Origin of the sequence: Paraburkholderia sp. GAS32 (assembly GCF_050434225.1) — a bacterium.
Taxonomy (GTDB): domain Bacteria; phylum Pseudomonadota; class Gammaproteobacteria; order Burkholderiales; family Burkholderiaceae; genus Paraburkholderia; species Paraburkholderia madseniana.
The window spans coordinates 1-24,954 of the sequence record NZ_JBNPVS010000038.1 but is presented as its reverse complement, the minus strand read 5'-3'; the positions used below and the strand labels follow the sequence as shown (position 1 = coordinate 24,954).

General features: G+C 62.3%; 22 protein-coding genes. 8 read left to right on the top strand and 14 right to left on the bottom strand.

Translation table 11 applies throughout. The features are described from left to right. Positions 1-175: 175 nt before the first annotated feature. From P3T25_RS34460 to P3T25_RS34445, 4 genes are read left to right on the top strand one after another with little or no spacing between them, the layout of a single operon-like run. On the top strand, positions 176-1,429 hold the full coding sequence (locus tag P3T25_RS34460; RefSeq protein ID WP_154557844.1) for an efflux RND transporter periplasmic adaptor subunit: 1,254 nt from the start codon (positions 176-178) through the stop codon (positions 1,427-1,429). 15 nt (positions 1,430-1,444) lie between these two features. After that, positions 1,445-4,576: an efflux RND transporter permease subunit gene (locus P3T25_RS34455; RefSeq protein ID WP_154557845.1), complete on the top strand. Its 3,132-nt coding sequence runs from the start codon at positions 1,445-1,447 to the stop codon at positions 4,574-4,576. Continuing rightward, positions 4,573-7,884, top strand: a complete 3,312-nt coding sequence (locus P3T25_RS34450; RefSeq protein WP_154557846.1) for an efflux RND transporter permease subunit — start codon at positions 4,573-4,575, stop codon at positions 7,882-7,884. Before P3T25_RS34455 ends, P3T25_RS34450 begins: the two co-directional genes overlap by 4 nt. After that, on the top strand, positions 7,881-9,362 hold the full coding sequence (locus tag P3T25_RS34445) for an efflux transporter outer membrane subunit (RefSeq protein ID WP_154557847.1): 1,482 nt from the start codon (positions 7,881-7,883) through the stop codon (positions 9,360-9,362). The genes P3T25_RS34450 and P3T25_RS34445 overlap by 4 nt, the downstream gene beginning before the upstream one ends. A 23-nt stretch (positions 9,363-9,385) precedes the next feature. Here P3T25_RS34445 and P3T25_RS34440 read toward each other — a convergent pair whose 3' ends face one another. Then, positions 9,386-10,420, bottom strand: coding sequence for a saccharopine dehydrogenase family protein (locus P3T25_RS34440; RefSeq protein WP_154557848.1), 1,035 nt, complete (start codon positions 10,418-10,420; stop codon positions 9,386-9,388). Positions 10,421-10,600: 180 nt separating this feature from the next. Here P3T25_RS34440 and P3T25_RS34435 point away from each other — a divergent pair, with 180 nt between their 5' ends. Then, on the top strand, positions 10,601-11,212 hold the full coding sequence (locus P3T25_RS34435; protein WP_154557849.1) for a TetR/AcrR family transcriptional regulator: 612 nt from the start codon (positions 10,601-10,603) through the stop codon (positions 11,210-11,212). A gap of 46 nt (positions 11,213-11,258) precedes the next feature. Here the strand turns inward: P3T25_RS34435 and P3T25_RS34430 are convergent, their stop codons facing one another. The 3 genes from P3T25_RS34430 to P3T25_RS34420 form a co-directional block, all read right to left on the bottom strand. Continuing rightward, positions 11,259-11,561, bottom strand: a complete 303-nt coding sequence (locus P3T25_RS34430) for a VF_A0006 family four-cysteine protein (RefSeq protein WP_154558014.1) — start codon at positions 11,559-11,561, stop codon at positions 11,259-11,261. Between the two features lie 203 nt (positions 11,562-11,764). Then, on the bottom strand, positions 11,765-12,196 hold the full coding sequence (locus P3T25_RS34425) for a hypothetical protein (protein ID WP_154557850.1): 432 nt from the start codon (positions 12,194-12,196) through the stop codon (positions 11,765-11,767). Positions 12,197-12,328: 132 nt separating this feature from the next. Beyond that, positions 12,329-12,697 (bottom strand): antibiotic biosynthesis monooxygenase family protein, encoded by a 369-nt coding sequence (locus P3T25_RS34420; RefSeq protein WP_154557851.1) that lies wholly within the window; start codon positions 12,695-12,697, stop codon positions 12,329-12,331. Positions 12,698-12,792: 95 nt separating this feature from the next. Between P3T25_RS34420 and P3T25_RS34415 the strand changes: the two genes are divergently transcribed. Next, positions 12,793-13,269 (top strand): MarR family winged helix-turn-helix transcriptional regulator, encoded by a 477-nt coding sequence (locus tag P3T25_RS34415; RefSeq protein ID WP_429361471.1) that lies wholly within the window; start codon positions 12,793-12,795, stop codon positions 13,267-13,269. Between the two features lie 90 nt (positions 13,270-13,359). Here the strand turns inward: P3T25_RS34415 and soxR are convergent, their stop codons facing one another. Next, a complete protein-coding gene (gene soxR, locus P3T25_RS34410; protein WP_154557853.1) occupies positions 13,360-13,848 on the bottom strand; it encodes a redox-sensitive transcriptional activator SoxR in 489 nt (162 codons plus the stop codon). A gap of 83 nt (positions 13,849-13,931) precedes the next feature. Between soxR and P3T25_RS34405 the strand changes: the two genes are divergently transcribed. Together P3T25_RS34405 and P3T25_RS34400 are read left to right on the top strand one after the other, a co-directional pair. Continuing rightward, positions 13,932-14,945 (top strand): questin oxidase family protein, encoded by a 1,014-nt coding sequence (locus P3T25_RS34405; RefSeq protein WP_154557854.1) that lies wholly within the window; start codon positions 13,932-13,934, stop codon positions 14,943-14,945. A 149-nt stretch (positions 14,946-15,094) separates the two neighbouring features. Then, positions 15,095-15,553 (top strand): hypothetical protein, encoded by a 459-nt coding sequence (locus tag P3T25_RS34400; RefSeq protein WP_154557855.1) that lies wholly within the window; start codon positions 15,095-15,097, stop codon positions 15,551-15,553. Positions 15,554-15,689: 136 nt separating this feature from the next. Here the strand turns inward: P3T25_RS34400 and P3T25_RS34395 are convergent, their stop codons facing one another. The 9 genes from P3T25_RS34395 to P3T25_RS34355 all read right to left on the bottom strand — a co-directional run. Beyond that, complete coding sequence (locus tag P3T25_RS34395; protein ID WP_154557856.1) at positions 15,690-16,073, bottom strand: hypothetical protein; 384 nt, start codon at positions 16,071-16,073, stop codon at positions 15,690-15,692. Between the two features lie 129 nt (positions 16,074-16,202). Next, entirely contained in the window at positions 16,203-17,660 is a 1,458-nt protein-coding gene (locus P3T25_RS34390) for an NCS1 family nucleobase:cation symporter-1 (RefSeq protein WP_154557857.1), read from the bottom strand. Between the two features lie 168 nt (positions 17,661-17,828). Beyond that, positions 17,829-19,295 carry a trypsin-like peptidase domain-containing protein gene (locus P3T25_RS34385; protein ID WP_168435510.1) on the bottom strand — a complete coding sequence of 489 codons (1,467 nt, stop codon included), beginning with the start codon at positions 19,293-19,295 and terminating at the stop codon, positions 17,829-17,831. A 279-nt stretch (positions 19,296-19,574) separates the two neighbouring features. Next, positions 19,575-20,774: a porin gene (locus P3T25_RS34380; protein WP_429361531.1), complete on the bottom strand. Its 1,200-nt coding sequence runs from the start codon at positions 20,772-20,774 to the stop codon at positions 19,575-19,577. A gap of 106 nt (positions 20,775-20,880) precedes the next feature. After that, positions 20,881-21,369 carry a TIGR00725 family protein gene (locus tag P3T25_RS34375; RefSeq protein ID WP_154558016.1) on the bottom strand — a complete coding sequence of 163 codons (489 nt, stop codon included), beginning with the start codon at positions 21,367-21,369 and terminating at the stop codon, positions 20,881-20,883. Between the two features lie 58 nt (positions 21,370-21,427). Then, a complete protein-coding gene (locus P3T25_RS34370; RefSeq protein ID WP_429361467.1) occupies positions 21,428-22,258 on the bottom strand; it encodes an ABC transporter permease in 831 nt (276 codons plus the stop codon). 10 nt (positions 22,259-22,268) lie between these two features. After that, a complete protein-coding gene (locus tag P3T25_RS34365; RefSeq protein WP_154557859.1) occupies positions 22,269-23,369 on the bottom strand; it encodes an extracellular solute-binding protein in 1,101 nt (366 codons plus the stop codon). A 26-nt stretch (positions 23,370-23,395) separates the two neighbouring features. Continuing rightward, on the bottom strand, positions 23,396-24,442 hold the full coding sequence (locus P3T25_RS34360; protein ID WP_154557860.1) for an ABC transporter ATP-binding protein: 1,047 nt from the start codon (positions 24,440-24,442) through the stop codon (positions 23,396-23,398). Between the two features lie 4 nt (positions 24,443-24,446). Beyond that, positions 24,447-24,954 (bottom strand): ABC transporter permease (locus P3T25_RS34355; protein WP_429361464.1); only part of this gene is annotated, 508 nt, incomplete at its 5' end.

The window sequence follows — 24,954 nt, the reverse complement described above, 5'->3', positions numbered from 1 at the left end:
CAATCACGACGCTATACATTTTGCGCAGTCCGCTTTGCTTGCAATTAGCTAACAGCATGCCAAACGGTTGTTGGGTTGTGACAAGGCACGAGAACCATGGCATGGTCCCAACATCCCGGCAGAGAATAACTCCCCATCCGACTATCAACGGCAGCATCTGTTTTCGGAGATACCTATGAGCGAAGCCGTGTCCAAGCAACCCAAGCGCTCCCGACGCGGGCTCATTCTGTTTGCGGTTGTCGTGCTGGCGCTAGTTGCGCTTGTCGTTGTCCATTTGTTGACCCAGAAGAAACCCACGCGCGACGTCGCACCCATCGTCGTCACTGTAGCGAGCGCTACACTCGGTTCAATGCCAGTCACGTTGAGCGAACTCGGCACGGTCACGCCGACCGCCACCGTGACCGTGCTGCCACAGCTAAGCGGCTACCTCACGGCCGTCGGTTATCACGAAGGCCAGGAAGTACAGAAAGGCCAGTTCCTCGCCCAGATCGATCCGCGCCAGTATCAGATCAGCAAGCAGCAGGCTCAGGCAACACTCGCCAAAGACCGCGCGACGCTGGCCCAGGCGCGTGCCGATCTGGTCCGCTTCACGCAGTTGAACGAGCGCAAGTCGATCGCCCAGCAGACCTTTGCGGATCAGCAATTCCTGGTGCAGCAGGACGAGGCCGCAGTCCAGGTCGATCTCGCCAACATCGCCCAGTTCGACCTCGACCTGATCTATTGCCGGATCACCGCGCCGGTCGCCGGCAAGGTCGGTCTGCGCCTCGTCGACCCTGGCAACTACGTGACGGCGTCATCGTCGACGGGGATTGTCGTCATCACCACCATCAAGCCGACTACCGTGCAGTTCACGGTGCCGCAAGACGCGCTGGCCTCCATCGTGCAGCGCCTGAATGGCGGCGCGACCTTGCCGGTCACCGCGTATTCCAGCGACAACGCGCGCGAGGTTGCCACAGGCGCGCTTTACGCCGTCAGCAACCAGATGGCCACGTCGACCGGCACCGTCACCTTACGCGCTACTTTCGCCAACGAGGACGAAGCGCTGTTCCCCAACGAGTTCGTCAACGTCAAGCTGCTGGTCGATACGATGCAGAATGCCGTGCTGGTGCCGACCCCCGCCGTGCAAACCGGCGCGCCGGGTGACTTCGTCTATCTGGTCAACGCCAACAACACCGTCTCCGTGCACAAGGTCAAGCTCGGTCCGAGCGACGGCAAGAACACGGTCATCCTGTCCGGCCTTTCGCAGGGCAACCAGGTGGTCACGGACGGCACAGACCGTCTGAACGACGGCGCCAAAATCCAGCCGGCCAAGTCAAAGCCTGCGGCGGCTGGTCCATCGGCCAGCGGCGCCGCCGCGGAGCCTGCCGCCTCCGAACCCGCTGCGGCGTCCGCGCCAGCAGCGGCGTCGGCCAATGCTGCTTCGTCGTAGCAGGCTCACGCGCCGATGAACATTTCCCGTCTGTTTATTCTTCGACCGGTAGCCACGCTGCTGCTGATGATCGCCCTCGTGCTGGTGGGCCTCGTCGCCATGCGCGTGCTGCCGGTTTCATCGCTGCCCAACGTCGACTATCCGACCATCCAGGTGCAGACGTTCTATCCGGGCGCGAGCCCGGACGTGATGGCCACCACGGTCACGGCGCCGCTCGAAGTGCAGTTGGGCGAGATCCCCGGCTTGCAACAGATGACCTCGTATAGCTCGGACGGCGCGTCGGTCATCACGCTGCAGTTCGATCTGTCGCTGAACCTCGACATCGCCGAGCAGAACGTCCAGCAGGCCATCAACGCCTCCAACAGCTATCTGCCCTCCGGTCTGCCGGCGCCGCCGACGTATGCCAAGGTCAATCCGGCCGACCAGCCGATCCTGACGCTCGCGGTCACGTCGAAATCGATGTCGCTGACCCAGCTTGAAGACATCGCCAACAACCGTCTCGGCACCAAGATTTCCGAAGTGTCGGGCGTGGGCGTGGTCACGACGAGCGGCGGCAATGTGCCGGCCATCCGCGTCGAAGCGGACCCGCACAAGCTGGCTGCCTACGGCCTGAACATCGACGATCTGCGCACGCTGCTCAGCTATGTCAACGTCAGTCAGCCGAAGGGCAATTTCGACGGCCCTGACCTCGATTACACGATCAACGGCAACGATCAGATCACCGATCCGAAGGACTATCTGGACACGGTGATCGCCTACCAGAATGGCGCCCCGGTATTCATGCGCGACGTCGCGCGGGTCAGTCAGGCCGCTCAGGACGTCGAGCGCGGCGCCTGGTACAACGGCTCGCCGGCGATCGTGCTCAACGTGCAACGGCAACCGGGCGCGAACGTGATCGCGACCGTCAACCAGATCATGAAGCAACTGCCGCAGCTCGAGTCCACGCTGCCGGCCGGCATGAAAGTGACGGTGGTGTCGGACACCACGGGCGTGATCCGCTCGTCGGTCTCCGAAGCGGCATTCGAACTGATTCTCGCCATCGCGCTGGTGGTCGCGGTGATCTTCGTATTCCTGCGCAACGTGCCCGCCACGCTCATTCCGAGCATATCGGTGCCGGTGTCGCTGATCGGCACGCTGGCGGTGATGTACCAGTTGAACTACTCGATCGACAACCTCTCGCTGATGGCGCTCATCATCGCCACCGGCTTCGTGGTCGACGACTCGATCGTGATGATCGAGAACATCGTGCGTTATCTGGAGGAAGGCAAGACACCGCTCGAAGCCGCACTGGAAGGCGCGGGTCAGATCGGCTTCACGATCCTGTCGCTGACCATCTCGCTGATTGCCGTGCTAATTCCGCTGCTCTTCATGGGCGGCGTGATCGGGCGTCTGTTCAGCGAGTTCGCGGTGACGCTTGCCGTCACCATCGTGATCTCGGCAATCGTGTCGCTGACCGTGGTGCCGATGCTCTGTGCGCGCATGTTGCGCGCACAGGCCGACCGTCATCCGAGCCGCTTTGAGCGGATCAGCGAGGGCCTGTTCGACAAAACGCTCGGCGCCTATGAGCGCGGGCTGCGCTGGGTGCTGGATCACCAGGTGCTGACGCTCGTGGTGGCCGTCGGTACCGTCGTGCTGACCGGCATCCTGTACGTGGTGATTCCGAAGGGCCTCTTTCCGGTGCAGGACGTCGGCGTGATCGAGGGTATTAGCGTGGCCGACAACTCGGTGTCGTACGCCGCGATGGTGAAACGCCAGGGCGCGCTCGCCGATGCGATCCTGAAAGACCCGGAGGTCACCTCGCTGACCTCCTACGTGGGTATCGACGGCACGAACTCGACGCTGAACAATGGCCGCTTCCTGATCAATCTTCGCGACCGCGACAAGCGTTCCGACACGGCGCAAGAAGTGGCCCGGCGTCTGCAACAGGAAGTCGCCAACGTGCCGGGCGTCAGGCTCTACATGCAGCCCGAGCAGGATCTGACGCTCGACACGACAGTCTCGCCGAACCAGTACAGCTTCGTGCTGCGCGGACCGAGCCAGCAGGCGTTCCAGAAGTACGTGCCGGAACTGATAGCGAAGCTGAAGCAGATTCCTTCGCTTGCCGACGTGCAAAGCGACATGAATACCGACGGCCTCAGCGTGAACGTCGAGGTTAACCGGCAACTGGCGGCGCGCTTCGGCATTACGCCCGCGACGATCGACAACGCGCTGTACGACGCGCTCGGCCAGCGGATCGTCTCGACAATCTTCGAGCAGTCGAACCAGTACCGCGTGATTCTCGTCGCCAAACCGGAATCGCTGCCGAACGTGCAGTCGATCGGCAACCTGTACCTGCCAAGTCAGACCAGCAGCACGGGCCAGGTGCCGCTGTCGGGCATCGCGAAGATCCAGATCACGAAGTCGCCGCTCGTGATCAGCCATCTGGCGCAGTTCCCATCGGTCACCATCTCGTTCAACCTCGCGAAAGATGCGTCGTTGAGCACCGCCGTCACGGCCATCCATCAAGCCGAACAGTCGGTGAACCTGCCGCCTTCGATCACCTCGTCGCTGCAGGGCGCGGCCCAGGCATTCGAAGATTCGCTGTCGAGCGAAGTCTATCTGCTGATCGCGGCGCTGGTCGCGGTGTATATCGTGCTTGGCGTGCTGTACGAGAGCTTCATCCATCCGGTCACGATTCTGTCCACGCTGCCCTCGGCGGGTATCGGCGCGCTGCTCGCGCTGATGATCGCCGGCAGCGACCTGGATGTGATCGGCATTATCGGTATCGTGCTGCTCATTGGTATCGTCAAGAAGAACGCCATCATGATGGTGGACTTCGCGCTGGATGCCGAACGCAATCACGGCAAGCCGCCGCGCGAGGCGATCTTCGAGGCTTCGCTGCTGCGTTTCCGCCCGATCCTGATGACCACGCTCGCCGCCATGCTCGGCGCCCTGCCGATGCTGCTCGGCAGCGGCACGGGTTCGGAATTGCGCCGGCCGCTAGGTCTCGCGATCATCGGCGGTCTGACGCTGAGCCAGATCCTGACGCTCTTCACCACGCCCGTGATCTATCTGTTCTTCGACAGAATGGCCGAGCGTACGAGACGCTGGCGCAACCGCAATAAACCGGAGAGTTCGCCTGGCGGCGGTGCGGAGGAAACGCCTTGAACATCTCGGCGCTATTCATCCGGCGGCCTGTCGCGACCACGCTTCTGGCCGTAGCGATCCTGATCTCCGGGGCGCTCGCCTACTTCCGGCTGCCGGTTGCGCCGTTGCCGAACATCGCCTTTCCGGTCATCGTGGTGCAGGCGAACATGGCGGGCGCGAGCCCGGACATCATGGGGACCACAGTGGCCGAGCCACTCGAGCGGCGGCTCGCCACGATTGCCGACGTTGAAGAACTGACTTCGATCAGCTCCGTCGGCTCGTCGGTGATCGTAGTCGAGTTCGGCCTGAAGCGCGACATCAACGGCGCCGCGCGCGACGTCGAAGCGGCTATCCAGGCGGCGCGCGCCGACTTGCCGACCACGCTGCGCAGCAACCCGAGCTATCGCCAGTACAACCCGGCGGATGCGCCGATCATGGTGCTCTCGCTGACGTCGGACACGCTCACCAAGGCACAGCTCTACGACTCGGCGGACTCGGTGATCCAGCAGCAACTCTCGCAAGTCCAGGGGGTGGGCCAGATCACGCTTGGCGGCGGCGCGTTGCCCTCGGTACGCGTGGAATTGCAACCGGGCAAACTGAACAGCTACGGCATCGGTCTGGAAGACGTGCGCGCGGCGATCAGCGCCGCCAACGCCGACAGCGCGAAGGGCCATCTCGACGAGGGCGACCAGCGCTACGTGGTCACGTCCAACGACCAGATCACGCATGCTGCGCCGTATCGCGACCTGGTGGTCGCCTACCGCAACGGCGCGCCGGTCCAGTTGCGCGACGTGGCCCAGGTTAGGGATTCGAACGAAAATATCCGCAACGCCGGGCTCTTCAATGGCAAGTCCGCCATCCTCGTGATCGTGTATCCAATGCCGGGCAGCAATATTGTGAGCACCGTCGCGCAGATTCGCAAAGTCCTGCCGTCAATCGAGGCGACGCTGCCAAGCAGCGTGCACGTGGGCATCGCCATCGACCGCTCGGAGTCAGTCAGATCGTCGGTGGGCGACACCGAGCGCACGCTGTTCATCGCCGTGCTGCTCGTAGTGGGCGTCGTGTTCATTTTCCTGCAATCGCCGCGCGCCACGCTGGTGCCGGCCGTCGCGCTGCCGCTGTCGATCGTGGGCAGCTTCGGGCCGATGTACCTGCTCGGCTACAGCATCGACAACCTTTCGCTGATGGCGCTGACAATCGGCACCGGCTTCGTGGTCGACGATGCGGTGGTGGTGCTGGAAAACATCGTGCGTCACATGGAGTTGGGGCTCAGCCCGAAAGAGGCCGCCTTGAAAGGCAGCGGCGAAGTGGGCTTCACGGTGATCTCGATGAGCCTGTCGCTGATCGCGGTGTTCCTCCCCATCATGCTGATGCCGGGCGTCGTCGGCCTGCTGTTCCATGAGTTCGCGGTCACGCTCTCCGTCGCCATCCTGATCTCGCTGGTGATTTCGCTGACGGTCACGCCGGCCATGTGCGCCTACGTGCTGAGCCGCGACAACGCCGGGCATTCGAAAGCCCGTTGGGCGATATGGGTCGAAAAGCAGTTCGATCGCTTCAAGAATGCCTACGCGCGCTCGCTCACGGCCGTACTGGACCATGCGCTGCTGGTCATCCTGCTGTTGATCGGTCTGCTGGTGGCCAACGTGTTTCTGTTCAAGCTGGTGCCGGCCACCTTCTTTCCCGAGCAGGACACGGGCATCCTGATTGGACAGATCATCGCCGACCAGAGCATCTCCTTTCCGGCGATGCAAAAGAAGCTCACGCAATTGCAGGAGATCGTGCAGAAGGATCCGGCAGTGGCCTCGGTAGCGGGCTTTACGGGCGGCCGCGCGCTCAATACCGCCAACGTGTTCATCGAACTCAAGCCGCTGGCGGAACGCCACGCCTCGGCCACCGAGGTCGTGAACCGCCTGCGGCCCAAGCTCAATGCGGTCTCGGGCGCCCGGCTCTTTATCCAGGCACAGCAGGATCTGCGAATCGGCGGACGGCAATCCGCCGCCGAGTATCAGTACACGCTCACCAGCGACGATTCCGCCGCGCTGTTCAAATGGACACCGCTACTCGTTGCCGCGCTCGCCAAGGAGCACGCGCAGTTGCTCGACGTGAACTCGGACTTGCAGCAAAACGGTCTGCAGACCTACGTCACCGTCAATCGCTCGACGGCGGCGCGCTACGGCTTTGCGCCGAACCAGGTCGACAACGTGCTGTATGACGCGTTTGGCCAACGGACGGTATCGACCATCTACAACCCGCTCAACCAGTATTTCGTGGTGATGGAGGTAGCGCCTGATTACTGGCAGTACCCGCAAGCGCTCAACCAGATTTACCTGAGCAGGGCGTCGGGCAACCCCACCGGCACGGCGGGCACGCAGATGCCGGGTGCCACGGTGTCGGGCGTGACTGTGGCGACCGAAGCCAGTGCGACCACGAACGCACTCAACTCGAACGCGCAAGCCAACGCGACCACCAACAGCATTGCCAATAGCAAGGGCGGCAGTTCGACCGGCAGCGCGGACAGCACGGCAGCCGAAACCATGGTGCCGCTGGCGGCGCTGGCTTCGTTCTCGAACAGCCATACGTCGACACAGGTGAACCACCAGAGCGGCCTCGTGGCCGCGACGATTTCGTTCAACCTGCCGGCGGGCGGTTCGTTGAGCAAGGCGGGCGTGGCGATCAACAACACGATCCGCGAGATCGGCATGCCCGCCAGCATCCACGGCTCGTTCGCCGGCGCGGCGGCGGCCTACTCGCAGTCCATGGGGACGGTGCCGCTGCTAATCCTGGCGGCGCTCGGCGTGGTGTATATCGTGCTCGGCGTGTTGTATGAAAGCTCGATCCACCCGCTGACCATCCTGTCGACGCTGCCGTCCGCGGGAATCGGCGCGACACTGGCCTTGCTGATTTTCGGCACACCGTTCTCGGTGATCGCGTTGATCGGCATCATCCTGCTGATCGGTATCGTCAAGAAGAACGGCATCATGATGGTCGACGTCGCGATCCATTTGCAGCGCGCCGAAGGCATGCCAGCGAGGGACGCGATTCACTCGGCCGCCGTGGTCCGTCTGCGGCCGATCATGATGACCACCTTCGCGGCCGTGCTCGGCGCGGTACCGTTGGCCATCGGCATTGGCCAGGGCGCGTCGCTGCGGCAACCGCTCGGTATCACGGTGATGGGCGGCCTGATCCTGAGTCAGGTCTTTACCTTGTACACGACGCCGGTGATCTACCTCTACCTCGACCGCTTGCGTTTCAAGCTGGTCAGATGGTCCGCCAACCTGCCATGGAATCGCGACGCGCAGCAACCCGGACAACCGGATACGAGGGCATGACGATGAAGATTTCCCGTAACCGCTTTGGTCGCTTTGGTCGCTTTGGCCCCCTTCGGCCGCTGGCCGTCGCGGCGCTGGCCCTGCTGGCCAGCGGTTGCATGGTCGGCCCGGACTACCACCGGCCGCAAGTCAATGTGGCCGCCACCTACTCGGAGTTGCCGGGCTGGACGCAAGCCGAGCCCGCGGCGGACAAACCGAAGGGCGACTGGTGGACAGCCTTCAACGATCCGCTGATGGACCAGCTCGAACCGCTGGTGTCGGTGTCGAACCAGACCGTGCGCGCGGACTACGCGAACTATCAGCAAGCGCTGGCAGAAGTGCGGGCGGCGCGTGCCGGCCTGTTCCCGACCATCGATGCAACCGGTTCGGGCACCAAGGCGCGTAGCTCGGTCGGCAATGCCGCCAGAGTGGTCAACTCGGCCTCGCTGGAAGGCAACGTCAGCTGGGCGCCGGATCTGTGGGGCCAGGTGCGGCGCACGATCGAAGAAAACGCCGCGACGGCGCAATCGAGCGAAGCGACGCTCGCCAATGCGACGCTCTCCGAGCAGGTGGCGCTGGCCACGGCAATCATCCAACTGCGCACCAGCGACGCCAATATCGACCTTCTGCAAAGGACGGTCGTGGCCTACCAGCACTTTCTGGACGTCGTGTCCGACCAGGATCAGGCGGGCACCATCCCGCCGTCCAACGTGATTAGTGCCCGTGCCCAGCTCGAGACGGCGCAGTCCAATCTGATCGCTCTTGGCGTGGCGCGCGCCCAAGACGCGCACGCGATCGCCGTGCTGGTGGGCAAGAATCCGGAAGAGCTTTCGATTACGCACAGCACCACGATGCCGACGCTGCCGGGTGTGCCCGTCGGCGTGCCGTCGACGCTGCTCGAACGCCGGCCCGATATCGCCGCCGCCGAGCGCAAGATGGCTGCGCAAAACGCGGCAATCGGCGTGGCGGTGTCGGCGTACTACCCGGCGATTTCCCTTTCCGGGTTGGCCGGGCTCACGCAGTCGCCGTTGTCCGGTCTGTTCAATGTGGGCAACTACGTCTGGTCGCTGGGCGGCAGCGCCACCGAAACGCTTTTCGACGGCGGCTTGCGCAGCGCCGACGTCGACGCGGCAAAGGCAGCCTACGACGCGGCCGTCGCCAACTACCGGGGCACGGTGTTGACGGCGTTCCAGAACGTTGAAGACGACTTGTCCGGATTGCGAATCTTGGCCGAGCAATCGGTCGTTCTGGATACGGCTGTACAAGATGCAACCCGCGGCGCCGAGATCGCTTTCAACGAGTACGAGGCCGGCACGGTGGACTACACGACCGTGGCGACCGCGCAGGCCACACAGTTGGCCACTCAGCAGACCGCGCTGAGTGTTCAGGAGACGCGCTTGCTGGACTCGGCGTCGCTATTCGGCGATCTGGGCGGCGGCTGGTCGGCGGACCAGTTGCATGATCCGCGGCATCCGGATAGGCAGGCAGCGTCGCAGTGAGCACCTGACAGCAGGGCCACCATTCACGGCATCTCCAATGCCAGATGCTCCTGATGACGCAGCGACTCCAGAAAGTCACGCGCGCCGAAGGCTTCGCCGGCGGTGAAGACGCCTGCTCCGTGGACCCGCCCACTGACGACACGCCTGACCGCCTCAACCACCAGAGGCGCGCTGATTGCGTAGATATCCTGACCGCTTGCCGATGCACGGCGTTCGTTGCCCCCCGACCGTACGACAACGTCGACCAGGAAGGTTTGCGCGGAGCGTCCGTTTTCGTCGACCGCGACAGGTGGCGACTCATCCGGCTCCAACAGGTCTTTAACCGCCACGGCCGTCATGTACGAGCGTATCTCGGGTGTCTCCAGATGGCGCGCGATCGTCACCGTATCTGCCATCGTGAATTCTCCAATGACCGGCTGCGTGCCGAGCGGTGCAGGGAACTGCCATTCGCCAACCGGCGCTGCGTCCGTGCGGAACGCCATCTGCCCTTTCGTAAAGACAAGGCGCCGCCCCTCTCTACGCTGCCGCGACACCTGGCCTGCCGCCCTTGTGCCGAGCGTCGGCTTCCAGCTACTGAGCCCATAGGCGATGCAGATTTCGTCCGCTGCCGTCCAATCGCCCATTGCCGCCGTGGCAAGGAGATCGCCCAAGCCGCCGAAAAATGCCATCCCCGGCACGATCACGATGCCCGCCTCGCGCGCCCGTTCAGCGTAATGCTTGAACGTATCCAGATTGGCCTCTAACTCCGCCGCGACGTCCAGATACGGAATCCGTGCACGCAACGCGGCTTCGATCACCGGCGCGGACGTACTGGCGAAAGGGCCGGCGCAATTGATCACAGCGGCCGCACCTGCAAGCGCCCGGTCGAGAGAATCCGGGTCATCTACCGACGCGGGCCGAATGTCCAGCCCGGGGTAAGCGGCGCCGAGGGCGTTCAGCTTGCTGGCATCGCGCCCGGAAAGGATAGGTCTCCAGTCACGCCTGACCAGTTCAGACACCACGAAGCGGCCGGTGTGGCCATAGGCGCCGAAGACGACCACGGTTTGATTCGACGTCATTGCAGACCTCCAGTTGTTATGGTGTTTCTTCGAACGGGGAGACAGCAGTTTGGCAAGACAACAACGCTACAGATCTGTATCTTTTTTTGAAGAGTAGAGTACAGATCTGTAGCGTGTCAAGAGATATGTTGGTACAGTAATCGGTAAGCAGAAAGTTTCCGTCTCTCAAGAGGACTTGTCATGAGCAGAGGCACACCTACCACCGCAAAAGAGGCCGGGACCACCAGTTCCGCCAGCGTCCGGGAACGCATACTCGATACGGCGGCTGAGTTGTTCTATCGGGAAGGCGTCAGAGCAGTCGGCGTCGATCTCGTCGTCGAACGCTCAGGGGTTGCGAAGACCAGTCTCTATCGTCACTTCACGACCAAGGACGATCTTGTCGCTGCGGTGCTCGAGCGGGACGACGCGAATTATTGGGCCGATTGGGACAAGACCGCGACACGCCACCGGAACGCCCCCAGAGATGAGCTCACGGCTCACCTCAAGTGGATCGCTCGTGATATCGCCGCACCGAAATACCGCGGCTGCCCTTTTCTCAACGTGGCAACCGAGTTTCCGGCGCCGGATCATCCCGCGCGAGTGGTGGCCCTCAGGCATAAGGTCGAGTTGCGCCGCCGTCTTGGTACGCTAGCGAAGCAAATCGGCGTTGCCCGGCCGGACAATCTGGCTAACCAGATCGCACTTCTTATCGACGGCGCCTACGTCTACGGACAGTTGGCAAACAAGGAGGCAGCGCAGCCGCTCGTGCCGGCGGCGCTTGCTCTGATCTCGGTCGCGGACAATCGTGGCTGATCCGTGCGGGAGGCTTGGGAGAGGGGCATCAGCAATCCGAAATAGCTCACATCTGATTCTGGCGTTGGCATGCTCTCAGAATCTGTTGAACCGCAAATTCGTCTCTCACGCTCTGCACATTCTGCAGGACACACACGTGATACGATTTTTCGCGAGGTAAGAGCAACTCGCCGTTTCTGTAAAGCGCGTCGCACGAGCGTCTGATCGCGTCTGCCGCCACGCTGCTTTGGCTGTTCCTCAGCGATTGCAAGATACATTGATCGTAGTCTGGATTGTTCATGCCGAACGCCTGGGCCGAGAGCGGCGAGGCGAGCGTGATCGAGAGAAGCAGATAGGCGAGGTTGCGCATGGATTCTGGACGAGCCGCAGAGATGAAGGCGAATAATCGTACCATCGCATTTCGATGTTCTCGACGTAATGATCGGCCGAAATCGACCTCCGAATTCACGTAGTACTGAGCCGCGTTCGGAAGTCGTTCAGCAGTTCAGTCGCGTGTGCGGCGAGCCGATGTATATCGTCGCTGGCGAGCGTGCGTTCGAAGTGCGCGCGTAATCAATGGTAGGTCGTCGTAGACGACTGCAGCTTCGTCAGCACGCCGCGCTTGAATCGGAACCAGCCTTGCGAGCTTTGCATTACGACTTCATCGCTTTGCCAGAACACGCGCTTGACCGTCATGCGCTCACCCAGGCGCTGCACAAGCGGCGGATGGTGACGAAAGTCGTACAGCACCGGGCCTGAATCAGTTTGCACGAGCATACGCGTGACGGTGTCATTTGCACTGTCGATATCATCGAAGTGCGCGAGCGTGTTCGCACCGAAGCGATCGAAAATCTCTTTGTCGAGCATCCCCACGAAATCACGGTCGACGCGCTCGAACTGCAGTTTGCCCGCGGGCGTGACGAGCGGTCCGGATTCGTTGCTTTGCGCATGAACGCAAGTCGCGAAAGAGGTGGCTGCGAGTGCAGCGAGGAATAGTCGTTTCATGCTTCCTTTTGGGTTCGGCGGCGTCTCCGACAACGGAGCACAATCCGCAATTTTTCTTGGGAGCATTGTCGTCAATTTTGGTCGACATGTCGAACGCTCGCATCTGGTCGAACCCAGTCCGACGGGGCGCCCCTAACCCACGCAAATACCTGGTACTGCGACCTTCTGGAACAGGTGCGGAGAAGCGATCGCCGATGAGGGATACGCGGTGAGCTTCGCCTTGAATTCCGGATGAGTGAACGCCGCCCGGAAGTGGGCGGTGGACTCCCACACTGCATAGTTCAGGTACGTCGGACTTTCACCGACTGCGCGGTGAAGTTGTGTCGAAATGAAGCCGGGCTGCTGCTTCATAAACGCCGCATCGTCCTGCCAGACCTGAAGAAAAATCTGCTCGTCAGCCTTGTCTAGGGTGAAAACGTTGACAAGAACGACAGGGGCGGCGTCAGTGGCGAGTTGACGTTCGATCGGGAAAGAAGGGTCGAGTGGACGCAATTGCGGCATAGTAGCTCCATCAGTTTGGTTGCATAATGTCAACTTGACATGATTGATTTATAGTGCATTGACACTATGATGTCAACTTACTTCAATGGTGACAGATGCGTAAGACAAAGAGAACGCCAGCCGGCGAGACCCTGACGAGCTTCATACTCGATTTTTTCAGGCTGAATAGCCGACTTCTGACCGCGGGCGATCGCCTGGTTGCGGAACTCGGGCTCACGAGCGCCCGCTGGCAGATCCTTGGCGCAATCACCGCGGCGCAGCAGCCTCAGCCAGTCGCGTGGATCGCTCGGGACCTGGGCACCAATCGCCAAAACGTGCAGCGAATAGTCAATGACCTGGAAGAGGAAGGGTTAGTTAGATTCGAGGTCAACCCCCACCATCGCCGCGCGCAACTTGTCGTTTTGACGGACAAGGGGAGGCAAGCATTTGACGCTGCCATGGGCCTTCAGGTCGCTTGGGTCAACCGCCTCTCTGACGGGTTATCTGTCGAGGACATCGAGGCAGCAAGCCGCGTCATGATGAGACTGCGAAAAAATCTGGAGGACAGTATGGACCCAGAAAATCTGGAGTGATTGCGCGGAGGTCTTGGCGGCTGACGCATCGAGCCGTGACGACGGAGGCCGGCGTGAGCGCTTCACTAGCGAGTTATCACTGCCGCCGCATCACGTCTTCTGCTTATCCGCGACATCGTCCGCCAACACAGCGCGCGAGGTGTCGCCCAACAGATATCGCGGACCGCTTCCCCGCCGTCGGGCAACATCGTCGGGATTGTAGAGAGAACAGGACTTCAGCGAAAGGCACCCGCAACCTACGCAGGATGCAAGCTGATCGCGCAATGCAATAAGACCGTCGATGCGTTCCTGAAGCAGAGGCTGCCAGGCGCGAGAGAGACGCTGCCAATCCTGCCTGGTCGGCGTGCGTTGCCCGGGCAACGTCTCAAGGGCAGAACGAATCTCCGAAAGGTTCAATCCGACAGCCTGTGCGGCGCGGATGAACCCTACGCGACGGAGGACCTCCCTTCGATACTGCCGATGACCACCTTCTGTTCGGGTACTGCTGATCAGCCCCTGTTCCTCATAGAAGCGGATCGCACTCGCGGCTACGCCCGAGCGTCTGGCAAGTTCACCAATTGTAATCGTCGTCTCGTTCATGACGTTTCCACGAATTCTCTCTTGACTTCAAGTTTACTTGAACTTTCACAATGGATTCGTTCCTTTGATCGAGAGACGACAATATGCGCAAGGACCCCGTTAAGCTCAAATTGAACGAGCTTCTGGATGCAAACGCTCGCTTCGACCTGATGGCCAGAGGTACAACCAACCATTGTCCGATGGCGCTTGTCGCGTTGGCCGGGATGGGGGCGTCGCCTGCTCGACTGCAGGAATTCTTCGATATGTGGGAGCGCGAATATGCATTAAGCGCGGCGCCTGTCGACACAATCGTCAGCCGTCACGAATGGTCGCGGCAACTCGGCAATGCCCCCGCATTCGGCGCCTTGCGCCTGTGTTTTCTAGACTGGATCGTCGAAGCCGGCGCCGTCCCGGTCATCGCGGCAGTGCTGGAAGAGGTGCCGTTCGCACCGGCAACGCAGGCCTTTCACGCGCTTATCCGCTTGGCATACGGCATCGAGGCGGTGCATCCCGGCGAAATCGCCTCCGGCCTGGCCGCGTTAATCTCGTCGCATCTGCCGATTGACGCCTGTTTCGACGGGTCCCGCACAGCAAAAAACGTCGATGCCGGGTTTGACAGCGTCGTACGTGCAATAGACGACAGTGTTGTACAGGGCGACTCGATCACGTCACGCTTGCGCGCCGTTGCATGCGATGTGCGGTTCAGGCAGGCTGTGCTTGCGCCTCCGGTTACTGTGTCCTTACTCGACGACCTGGCGCGGGCGACGATTAGCGCCTACTGGCGCTCGCCGGACTTCACGGTGCTTCACACGGTTACTGCGACACACGCGGCTCGGATCCTCCTGGCACAATTGTCTGACGCGTTGGCGGAACAATTGCTGCCCGGCTTGTGGATTGCGCTGTGCGCGGCGTATGCAACGGTTCGCAGGCCCGCGAACGTTGAAATAGAGTCGCCTGACGTTGTCGTTGGCTGGGACGACGTGTGCCGGATGGCCGTGGCGTCAAACGACGATCATGTGATCAAGTTGGCGTACACGTGTCTTTGCGAGAACCGTCGCAATCCATCACCTCTTTACCTGGCGTCAGCGGCGCGCATAGTTACAGGGTTGTCTGGCTGAACGCAGTCAGTTGTCGAACTATTCCGTGCGACGAAAACGTCACCGGGAGTGCAAGTGCGTGTAAATTCGAATCCAGTGGTTTTCGACCCGCCACTGGTCTTCGAATCGGTCGTCATCGGCGTTGGTCTTATGGACTTACAGGAGCCGGTATGAGCACGAAGCACAACAAAAAAGATCATCTTGAAGCCGCCGCGTCACATCACGAGCAGGCAGCGCGATTTCACCGCGGGGCGTCGCGGCATTTCGAGGCGGGTAAAGACTATGCCCACGCCGCACATCAGGCGATGATGGCCCATGGCCATACCTTGCACGCGATCGATCAGGCACACGACGCCGGCGCACACAGCGCGAACACGCCGCCGGTCGCACCGGCATCGACCGGCTCTGGCGCAGATAACACGAACGCCGCAAAACAGCACGCAATGGCGGCCGAGCTTCACGATCAGGCGGCCCAGCATATGCGCCACGCCGTCAAGCTCTTCGATCAGGACCGTAGTGCGGTCGCCCACGATGCGCAGCTAGCGCTCACCCTTGCACTGCGCGCTTTGTCGCACGGCAACGAAGCAGCGAAACTATTTATCAAGCTCGCTCCCGTCGATGCGCCGTGAGTGATGTCGACCTTCGCTGCGCCGGCACCGGCGCTGATCAACACCCTGTTGTCGCGTCGCGCGGAACTACGGTCATGGGCCAGCCGTCAGGAGCCGCGCACGGTGTGCGCGGCTGAATCCAGCGTTGCGCTCGGGACTAGGCCTTTCGGTCCAGCAAGTCTGCCGCAATAGACTTCGCATGCGCGACAGCCTGGTTCGGGTCTGGGAATACACCGAGCTGTTCCCAGTGTTCTTCGACCGCGTAAGTCCCTTTCATACCGAGTGCCCTTTGCACGCGCAATTGCGCCGCGTACTTGCCGTCCTCCAGCGGTCGAGCCGTTGCAATCACCTTGTGCGGGAGACCGGATCTCTCCGGTTGAACCAACTCAACGTGACCGCCCGGCTCACCGATATCCTTTAACGCGTTCCTCGTTTTGCAGTCTGGGCAGTAGAAGCACCACCCCGCGTCCTCGTGAATGGATCTAACCTGCCCGCGGGCCAGCACGGCGCGACATTCAACGTTTTCGCAGATGAACGGCATAGCAGTCTCCGGAGTTGTTTGCGAGAAATCCTAGCATGACCGGCGACGGCCAACCATAAGCATTGTTGCCGTGCCTGTTCCGCGCGCCAGAGGCCGGGAGCCGCCCCCACCGGCGCGCCAGGAAAACCTTCAGGCACGGGTCGGCGCGATCGCTGCACGCGGCCGCAGCGTGGCCATGATCAGGTACATGCCGCCGCCGATCACCACGCCGAAGAACCATCCATAGGTATTCCACCAGACCGGCAGCAGATTGGTGAAGTTTGGCAGGAAGGTCGAAAACACGCTGCCGACCGCCGCGGAGACCAGTGCGTTGACGTTCCAGCCACCTTCGTAGCGATACTCGCCGTGCTCCTGATAGAGCGCTGCAACATTGATATTGCCTTTGGCCACCAGGTAGTAGTCCACCAGAATGATCCCCAGCAGCGGGCCCATCGTGGCGCCGATGGCATTGACGAAATGCGCGGCGTTGCCTTCCCACGGCGCGAAAGGATAGAGCACCAGCGCGATGGCCGCGGCGATGTAGCCCCCCCTTTTGAAGCTGATCCGTTTGGGGAACGTGTTGGAGATGTCGAACGCCGCCGAGACGAAATTGGCCACCACGTTAATCCCCAGCGTGGCGACCGCGAAGGTCAGTGCCGCGATAAGCGCCAGCACCCAACTGTCGAACTTGGCCGAAATCTGTTCGGGGTGAAGCAGCACCTCGCCGTACACCTTGAAGGCGGCGATGGTGGTCACGCCGGCGACCAGCGAGAACGCGATCAGGTTGACCGGCAGGCCCCACAAATTCCCTTTTTTCACTGCGTCGCGATTTTTCGCGTAGCGCGAGAAGTCGCAAAAGTTCAGGTAGAGCGCTGCGAAGTAGGTGATCCAGGTCGCGCCCACGGCCATCAGCGCCCAGAACGAGCCGGGCTCGCCGCTGACGCCGGCGTCGCCGGTCTTCTGGAGCAGTACGTCCATCGGAATGCCATGGGTGAACGAGAAGCCGCCGGCCTTCACACACAGGCCGATCGCAAGAATCAGCATCGCGACCCACACCGCCGGACCGGCCCAGTCCTGGAACTTGCGCACCGTTTCCATGCCCTTCTGGATGATGAGTAGCTGCAGCGCCCAGATGATCACGTAGCAGATCACCTCCAGCCCTGAGTGGCCCAGTACCTGCGTGCCCTTGTGGAACGCCATCAGGCCGTCGCTGCGAATCAGCAACGCGACCATCGCGCCCGACGCGGCCGCCGTCTGCGCGCCGTACCAGAAGCAGGCCACCACGGCGCGCACCATGGCTGCCAGATTGGCGCCCCACACGCCAAAGGAGGCGCGCGCCAGCACCGGATAAGGCACGCCGGTTTTCTCGCCGGCGTAGCCGATCAGGTTCATGAGCGCGAAGATCACCAGCGAGCCGAGCCCGATCGCCAGCACGAAGTTGATAAAGCTGCCGCACAGCAGGAACAGGCTGGCGGCGAGGTAGTAGCCCCAGAGGCTGTGCACGTCCGAAGTCCAGACGTTGAAGATGCTGAACGCACCCCAGTTGCGCTGCCTGGCGGGTGCGAGATCTTCGTTGTAGAGGCCGGGGGAAGGATCGCGGATTTCCATCTGTCATCTCCTTTGATCTCGTGGAACCAAGGAAACACCGCCGGACACGCCGGGCGGAGATCTACCCGCGTCTGAAGCCTGCTGGTATGTCAGAACTGTATGTGCTTTGCCGCCTCGTTTCGAATGGGTTAACCCTGGTCGAGATGCGTGCTGGCGCAAGCCTGCTGATCATCTAACCGCGACCGAAACGAAACTGCGGGCGTGATTGCGCTGGATCAGCACGGCGACCTGTTTCCCTGCCTTTGCTTCCAGCGCGGCCACGTCCGCCTGCGTTTCGACCAGCGTGTCATTGAGCGACAGGACGATATCGCCAGGCTGGATGCCGGCGCTTGCCGCCGGCCCATCAACGCCGTCCACCATCAGACCAACGGCCAGGTCGCTCGCGCGCCGCTCGTCTTCAGTCAGCGGATGCATGCTCAAACCCAGGCGATCCCCTGAACCTGAGCCGCCTTCGACTGGTCGAGCTTTGGGGCTTTCCGCGGACGCGCCGACCATGACTGTGAGTGTCATCGGCCTTCGATTGCGGATCAGCTTGAGTGTGGTTTTCGTCCCGGGCGGCAAAGCGGCTGCATCCTCGCCGAGTTCGGTCGAGCGATCAATCGGCTTGTCGCCGATCCGGACGATCACGTCGCCTGGCTTGAGGCCGCTCGCGGCGGCCGTTGTGCCGGGCGCGACGGAATTGACCAGCGCACCTGCCGGTCGCGGCAGGCCAAAGGCCACGGCGAGTCCAGGGCCGACGTCCTGCACCTCCACGCCAAGACCGCCAGGAGAGGTCGCTTTCGCGGCTTGCACCTGCGATCGCACCTTGGCCGCCATGTTGATCGGAATGGCAAAGGCCAGGCTGGGGGACCTGTCCGAGTCCGCGTAAATCTGCACATCGATGCCGACCACCTCGCCGGCACGGTTAAACAGTGGGCCGCCCGAATTGTCCGGATTGGCAGCGATATCGGTTTGGAAAAAGGGAAAACTGCTCCCGTCCTGGAGCGTGCGAGACGTGGCACTGACAATGCCGGCTGCAACGGTATTCGCGAAGCTGTCGGGCGAGCCGATCGCCAGGACCGATTCGCCGACGCGCACCCGTGACGAGTCGCCAAGTTTGACGGTCGGAAGCTTCGTGGCATCGATCTGAATCAACGCGACATCGCTCTGGGCGTCGACCGCCAAGACCTTCGCCTTGAACTCGCGTCGATCGGTGAGTCTGACCGTCACTTCGTCGGCTTGATCCACCACGTGGGCGGTGGTCAGAATGAGGCCGTCGGGGCTGACGATAAAACCGGAGCCCATACCCGTCATGGCGCGTGCTGAACCGTCCTGAGACGCCTGCGATTTCGGCGTCACATGCTTGACGAAGGCAAGAATGGGATCGTCCGCATCGATTGCTGCGGGAGCGGGTATCGACGATGACTGCTCAGACGCCGTCGCGCTGATATTCACGACGGCGGGCCCATATCGCTCCACGATGGTAGGGAAGTCGACCGATGCTGAAGCGCTGGCCGGTGGAACCCGCTTCTCCTTGGCAGGCGGCGGAGCGACGGTCGCGGCATTCGCCGCCGGAGGCAGGCACAGATAGCCGGAGAGAAACGCCGCTATCAGGGCAGCTTGGAGCAACGTGCGCGCAAGAGTCGGGGCAAACACAGTGCACCTCCATGGCGGTGTGATGCCAGGGACAGGCGCGCGATCACAGGCCGGTCGATACATGAATGCATCGACCGTGCCGGTACGACAATACGCAGCCCTCCCCTACTATGATTTATAGCGGAGAGGCGGGGAAATTAAAGGGAGTGCTAATCCTGGGGTACGGTCACGGCCGGCACAGCGAGTCGCGGCAGCGCCGCGATCCAGCGTTTTGCGCGTGTCGGCTATCCAGTTCACGTGACGGATATCGGTGAGGCGGCGAGGTGCGCCGCCCGCGCCTTAGAACGTCTGCCGGATACCCACTCGAACGAGTGTTTGCACATTGTTCGCCGACGAAATTCCGTTCCCCACGTCGCCGACCGAGGCCGTCGCGTTGACCGTATTGCCGAATGCGTCGAGCGTCTTGCCGCTCGCCTTCTGGTAACCGACCAGTCCGTAAAGTGCCGTGCGCTTGGACAGGAAATAATACGAGGCGAGGTTGAACTGGTTGTACTTCGGCGCCGACTCGCCTTTGATAGAACTGCCCTGCGTGTAGTCGTAACCCGCGGCGATGCGCAGCGCCGACGTCGCCTGCCAGGACACCGTCGCGCCCGCCGAGTTGAACGTCTCTTTGCCGGAGAACAACGAGAAGCTGCCGGCCTGGTATTGCGTATTGCTGTACGACACACCGAGCGTCACCGAGCCGATCTGATACGTGCTTGCAGCGGCAATGATCTGCTGGTTCTTTGCCGACGCAAAGCCTTCGTTGATCGACGAAGCGAATGTGCCGTCATACGCGCTGGTCCAGGCGCCGCCATTGGCCCCGTAAGCGTTGGTCGCCTGCATGTAGGCCGCGCCGATGGCGAACGGACCGCGGGTATATTGGCCGCCCAAACTCCACGTGCTCTGATTCTTGACGCTGCCCGCCTGACCGCCGAAACCGTACAGTGCGCCGAACTGAAGCCCCGAAAATACCGGGCTCGTGTACTTGATCGAGTTGCTCTCGCGCGCCTGATTGTCGATGTTATCCAGATCGCCGGGGTGCGCGCCCATGCCCGTCAGAAAGGTCCCCGCGCTGATGCTGCCGACGAAGTCGACGATCGGATCGTACTGGCGACCCAGCGTGAGCTTGCCGAGTTTCGTGCTCGACAATCCCATCCATGCCTGACGACCGAACTCGCGGCCGCCCTGACCGAGCTGCCCCGTACCGATGTTAAAGCCGTTCTCCAACTGGAACACCGCCGACAGGCCGTCACCCAGGTCTTCGTTGCCCTTCAGCCCCCAGCGATCGCCTGACCAGGTGCCGCTCGCAAACCCATAGCTCGATCCGTTACTGTAGACGGCCGGCTTGCCTGCCGCGCCCTTGATCTGCAAGACGCGTTGGCCGCTCGTATAGCCAAGACCTGCGTCGACAATCCCGTACAGGGTCACGCTGCTCTGTGCGTGTGCGGTGAGCGACAGGCTGCTCATCGCGAGCAATGTCACGGCGGTTTTTTTCATCATGATAAGGATGCCTATTTATTAGAGAGAAGTGATTAAACTGATTTGAATACCTGTTACATCAGAGCCTCGGACGCGAGTCGGTGACTCGCGCCCGCATTCCGTTTCACTCTTTGGCTGTTTGCGTCTGTCTCGCGGTTACAAGCCAGTTCGCCACGCTGACGACGAGCGTATCAACATCGTCGAACACCTCGGCCCCCCGTACCAAAGGTGCACCTAGCAGCGTGAAGACGGGCTTGTTCCACTGCAGGCCAAGCGCCATCTCCGACAACGTGCCCAACCCGCCTCCTATCGCGATGAGGCAGAGCGAAGCGCGCGCAATCAACGCATTTCTTGTGATGCCCAATCCGGTTGGCAGCGCCACCGTAAGAAACGGGTTAGCCTCGTTCGCATCGTCCTCGGGCAGCAGGCCGATCACGATGCCGCCCGCGCGTTTTGCGCCGAACGCGGCCGCTTCCATCACCCCGCCTTTGCCGCCGCAGAGAATCGTCATGCCGGTGCCCGCTAACGCGTAGCTCAGGTTTCTCGCCGCCTGCAGTTGTTCCAGTGTGGCCTCCCTAGGACCGATCAATCCGACCGGCATCGCATGCCGCATTGGCCCCGTCTGGTGAACTGCCAATCTCTGCAGCGCCAGGTACGCTGCGTTGGACCATTCAGTGTCGTCGTTGCCGTGCAAGGCATTCTCCTAGTGCCAGAACGCACGTACAGACCGCCATCAACACCAGCGAAAGCGCGGCTGCCTGCGGAAAATCCGTCTGTCCGTCTGAAAGTTTCAGGTACATCAGTAGCGGCACGATATTGATCTGCGTCCCGGCGAGCGCGAGTGCGGTACCGTAGGTTCCCAGTGCAATCGATGTGACGAGACACCAGGCCGCGGCGACCGATGGCCACAGTTCCCGCAACGCCACGTCAAAGAGCGCTCGCAGAGGTGACGCGCCCAGTGTCAGCGCGGCCTCGATCGGACGGCGGTCCAGGTTGGCAATCGCCGGATAGAGCATCAGCGCCACGCGTGGAATCAGGTAGTACGCGTAGGCCGCGACCAGACCCGCGGTCGTATAGATCAGCGCCCCGACCGTGGCCGGGTCGGCGCCGAGGCGGGCGAGGACGCTCGTCACGAAGCCGGCGCGGCCGAAGGTGAGAATGAACCCGTACGCAATCACCAGGCCGGAAAACGCCAACGGCACGCCGAGCAACGCGAGCAACCAGCCGCGCCGCTGCGGCGGCTGTCCGGCCAGCACCATCGCAAGCGGCAGCCCCACCGCCAGCGACACGGTGCCGGCGGCGAGCGCCAGCGCGAGCGAGTGACCGAGCGCACTGACCACCAGCGGATCATGAGCGAGGCGCACGAAGGCCTCGCCGTTCCCCTCAGCCGCCGAAACCAGCAATGCGCCGAGCGGCAGCGCAAAGAACAGGGCGAGAAGGAGGCCCGCCGGAACCGCGCCGAAACGCCGCGCGAGCCCTTCGTTCATCGAGGAAGTTCCCATCTGCCGCCCCTTATTTCGCGAGCGCTGCCTGCGCCCACAACTGGTCGACTTCCGCTTTCTTCGCCGCGGCCTTGACCACGTCGAGCGGATGCATCTGCGGCACGTCGGGCATCTTCGCGCGGATGTCCGCCGAGAGCTGCACGTCAGGCACCGCGGGACGCACGTAGCCTTGCGCGAACAGCGCCTGGCCGACGTCGCTCATAACCAGGTTCAACCACAGACGCGCCGCGTTCGGATTCGGGCCGTCCTTCACGAGGCTGATGGCGTACGGTGCGGACACCGTCGCTTCCTTCGGGATCACGACCTCGACGGCGTCGCCCATGCCGTCGGCGTACTTCGCCTTGAGGCCGTCGTTTTCGTAGCCGATCAGGATCGGAATCTCGCCCTTGACGAACTTCGCGTACGGAGTGGTGCCTTCGACGCGCATCACGTTGCCCGCTTCGCGCAACTTGCCGAAAAAGTCGGCACCCGGCTTCGGATTGTCGACGCTGCCGCCGAACGCATAAGCCGCAGCGAAGACCGCGACCTGTCCCTGTCCGGTCGAACGCGGATCCAGATAGACCACCGAGTTACGGTACTCGGGCTTGAGCAGATCGGCCCAACCCTGCGGGACGTCCTTGATCAGTTTCCGGTTGACCAGCAGGGCGATGTTCAGCGAATGGACCGTAAACCAGCGGCCGTCGCGCTCGCGAAACACCGGCGGCAGCTTGTCGAAATTGAGCGGCTTGAACGGCGCCACCACGTCCTTGTTGACGGCGTCCAGTGCGGAGGCTGCAAAGTAGTACGCAGTGTCGGCCTGCGGACGTCGGCGCGACTTGTCGAGCGCCACCACCGTCGCGGCCGAGCCGATATCGTTGTACGTAATCTCGACCTTCGGATAGCGCTTTCTGAACTCGGCGAACAGCGCCTTCCAGTTGGCCCATTCGGGACCGGTGTCGAACGACACGACGAGTCCTTCATCCGCGGCCTTCGCGTACAACGCGTCTTCTCCGGGGTAAAGCGGCGCGGCCGGCGCGGCATGTGCGCCAGACGCGGCGGTCAGTATCGACAATGCACAAACGACTCCGGCGATACGGCGGACTCGCGACAAAAGACTAAGCCCTGCAAACATTCTGGTTCTCCGTCAAACAAGGTGAATTAGCAAAATTGACCGGTCGGCGCGGGCAGCACGCGCAAGTGTTCGGGGTCGATGGCGATGGCGTGTTCGGCAAGACGGCGTCCTTCGCACAGAAGCGGTTTTTGCGTGGAATCCGGAACGAAGTCATAGCGGCACGTCGCCCCGAAGTAGCGCACCTCGGCGCGGCGACCGGCGAGCCGGTTAACCGCGTTCGCCGGCGGATCGGGCTGCACGTGCTCGGGACGAAGCAGGACCTCCACCTGATCGCCAGGGCGGAAAGCACGGGTATCGGCGGACAGCAGCGCAAAGGAAACGTCGACCGTGCCGTTCGCAATCACGCGCCCCGGCATCACGCTCGAATGACCGACGAAGCGCGCGACCTGGGTCGATACCGGCTGCTCGTAGAGACGTTCAGGCGTATCCACCTGCAAGACACGCCCGCCGTCGACCACGGCCACGCGGTCCGCAAGACTCAACGCTTCGTCCTGATCGTGCGTGACCAGCAGGGTAGTGGCGCCGCATGCGCGCTGCAGCGTGCGAATCTCGTCGCGTAGCTGCTGACGAATGCCTGCGTCGAGCGCGGCAAGCGGTTCGTCGAGCAGCAGCACCTTCGGCTCGAACGCCAGCGCGCGAGCCAGCGCGACGCGTTGCTGTTGCCCGCCCGACAGCAAGGTCGTACGCCGCCCGGCATGCTCGGCAAGACCGACCCGTTCGAGCATGTCGAGCGCGCGAGCCCGGCGTTTCGCGGCATCGATGCCGCGCATCCGCAGCCCGTAGGCCACGTTGTCCAGCACGTTCAGATGCGGAAAAAGTGCGTATTGTTGGAACACCATGCCGACCTCGCGGCGCCACACCGGAACACCCGCCACGTCGCGCCCGTCGATCGCGATCCGTCCTCGATAGCCGTCCAGCAGACCCGCAGTCAGCCGCAGGATCGTCGACTTGCCGGAACCGCTGCGGCCCATCACGGCGAGCAGTTCGCCCGGCGTGACCGACAGCGTGACGGCTTCGATACCGTGTTGCGCGCCGGGATAAGTAAAGCTCACGTTGTCGAACTGGAGGCTCATCGTTTTACTTCAGTCGTTGAACAGTGTTGATCGATACCAGGGTCGCGATCACCGCGAGGCAAAGCAGGACCACGGTGGCGGCACACGCCATGCCGGTCGCGCCGTAAAACGCCTGCAACAGCACGACCGGATAGTTCCGGTAGCGAAAGCCGGCGATCAGGTTGGACACCTGAAATTCCCCGATCGACAGTGCGGCCACCATGACGAGTCCCGAGAACAGGCTCTGCCGGAGGTTGGGCAAAACGATCGTGAAGAACTGCCGAAGCGGCGTGGCGCCAAGCGTCGCAGCACACGCTTCGAGGCGCGCGATGCCGAGGTGGCGCAAGTCGCTAAGCAGCGTTTGCGTGAGGTAGGGCAAGGTCAGCACCGTATGGGCGGCAATCAGCAACGGCAACGATCCGAGCCAGGGCAGCGTGTCGCCGCTGAAGATGGCGATGTAACCGAAACCCAGCGTGAGCGCGGGCACCCCGACCGGCAGCAACGCGACCAGCCGCGCGGTCATGCCGCGCCCG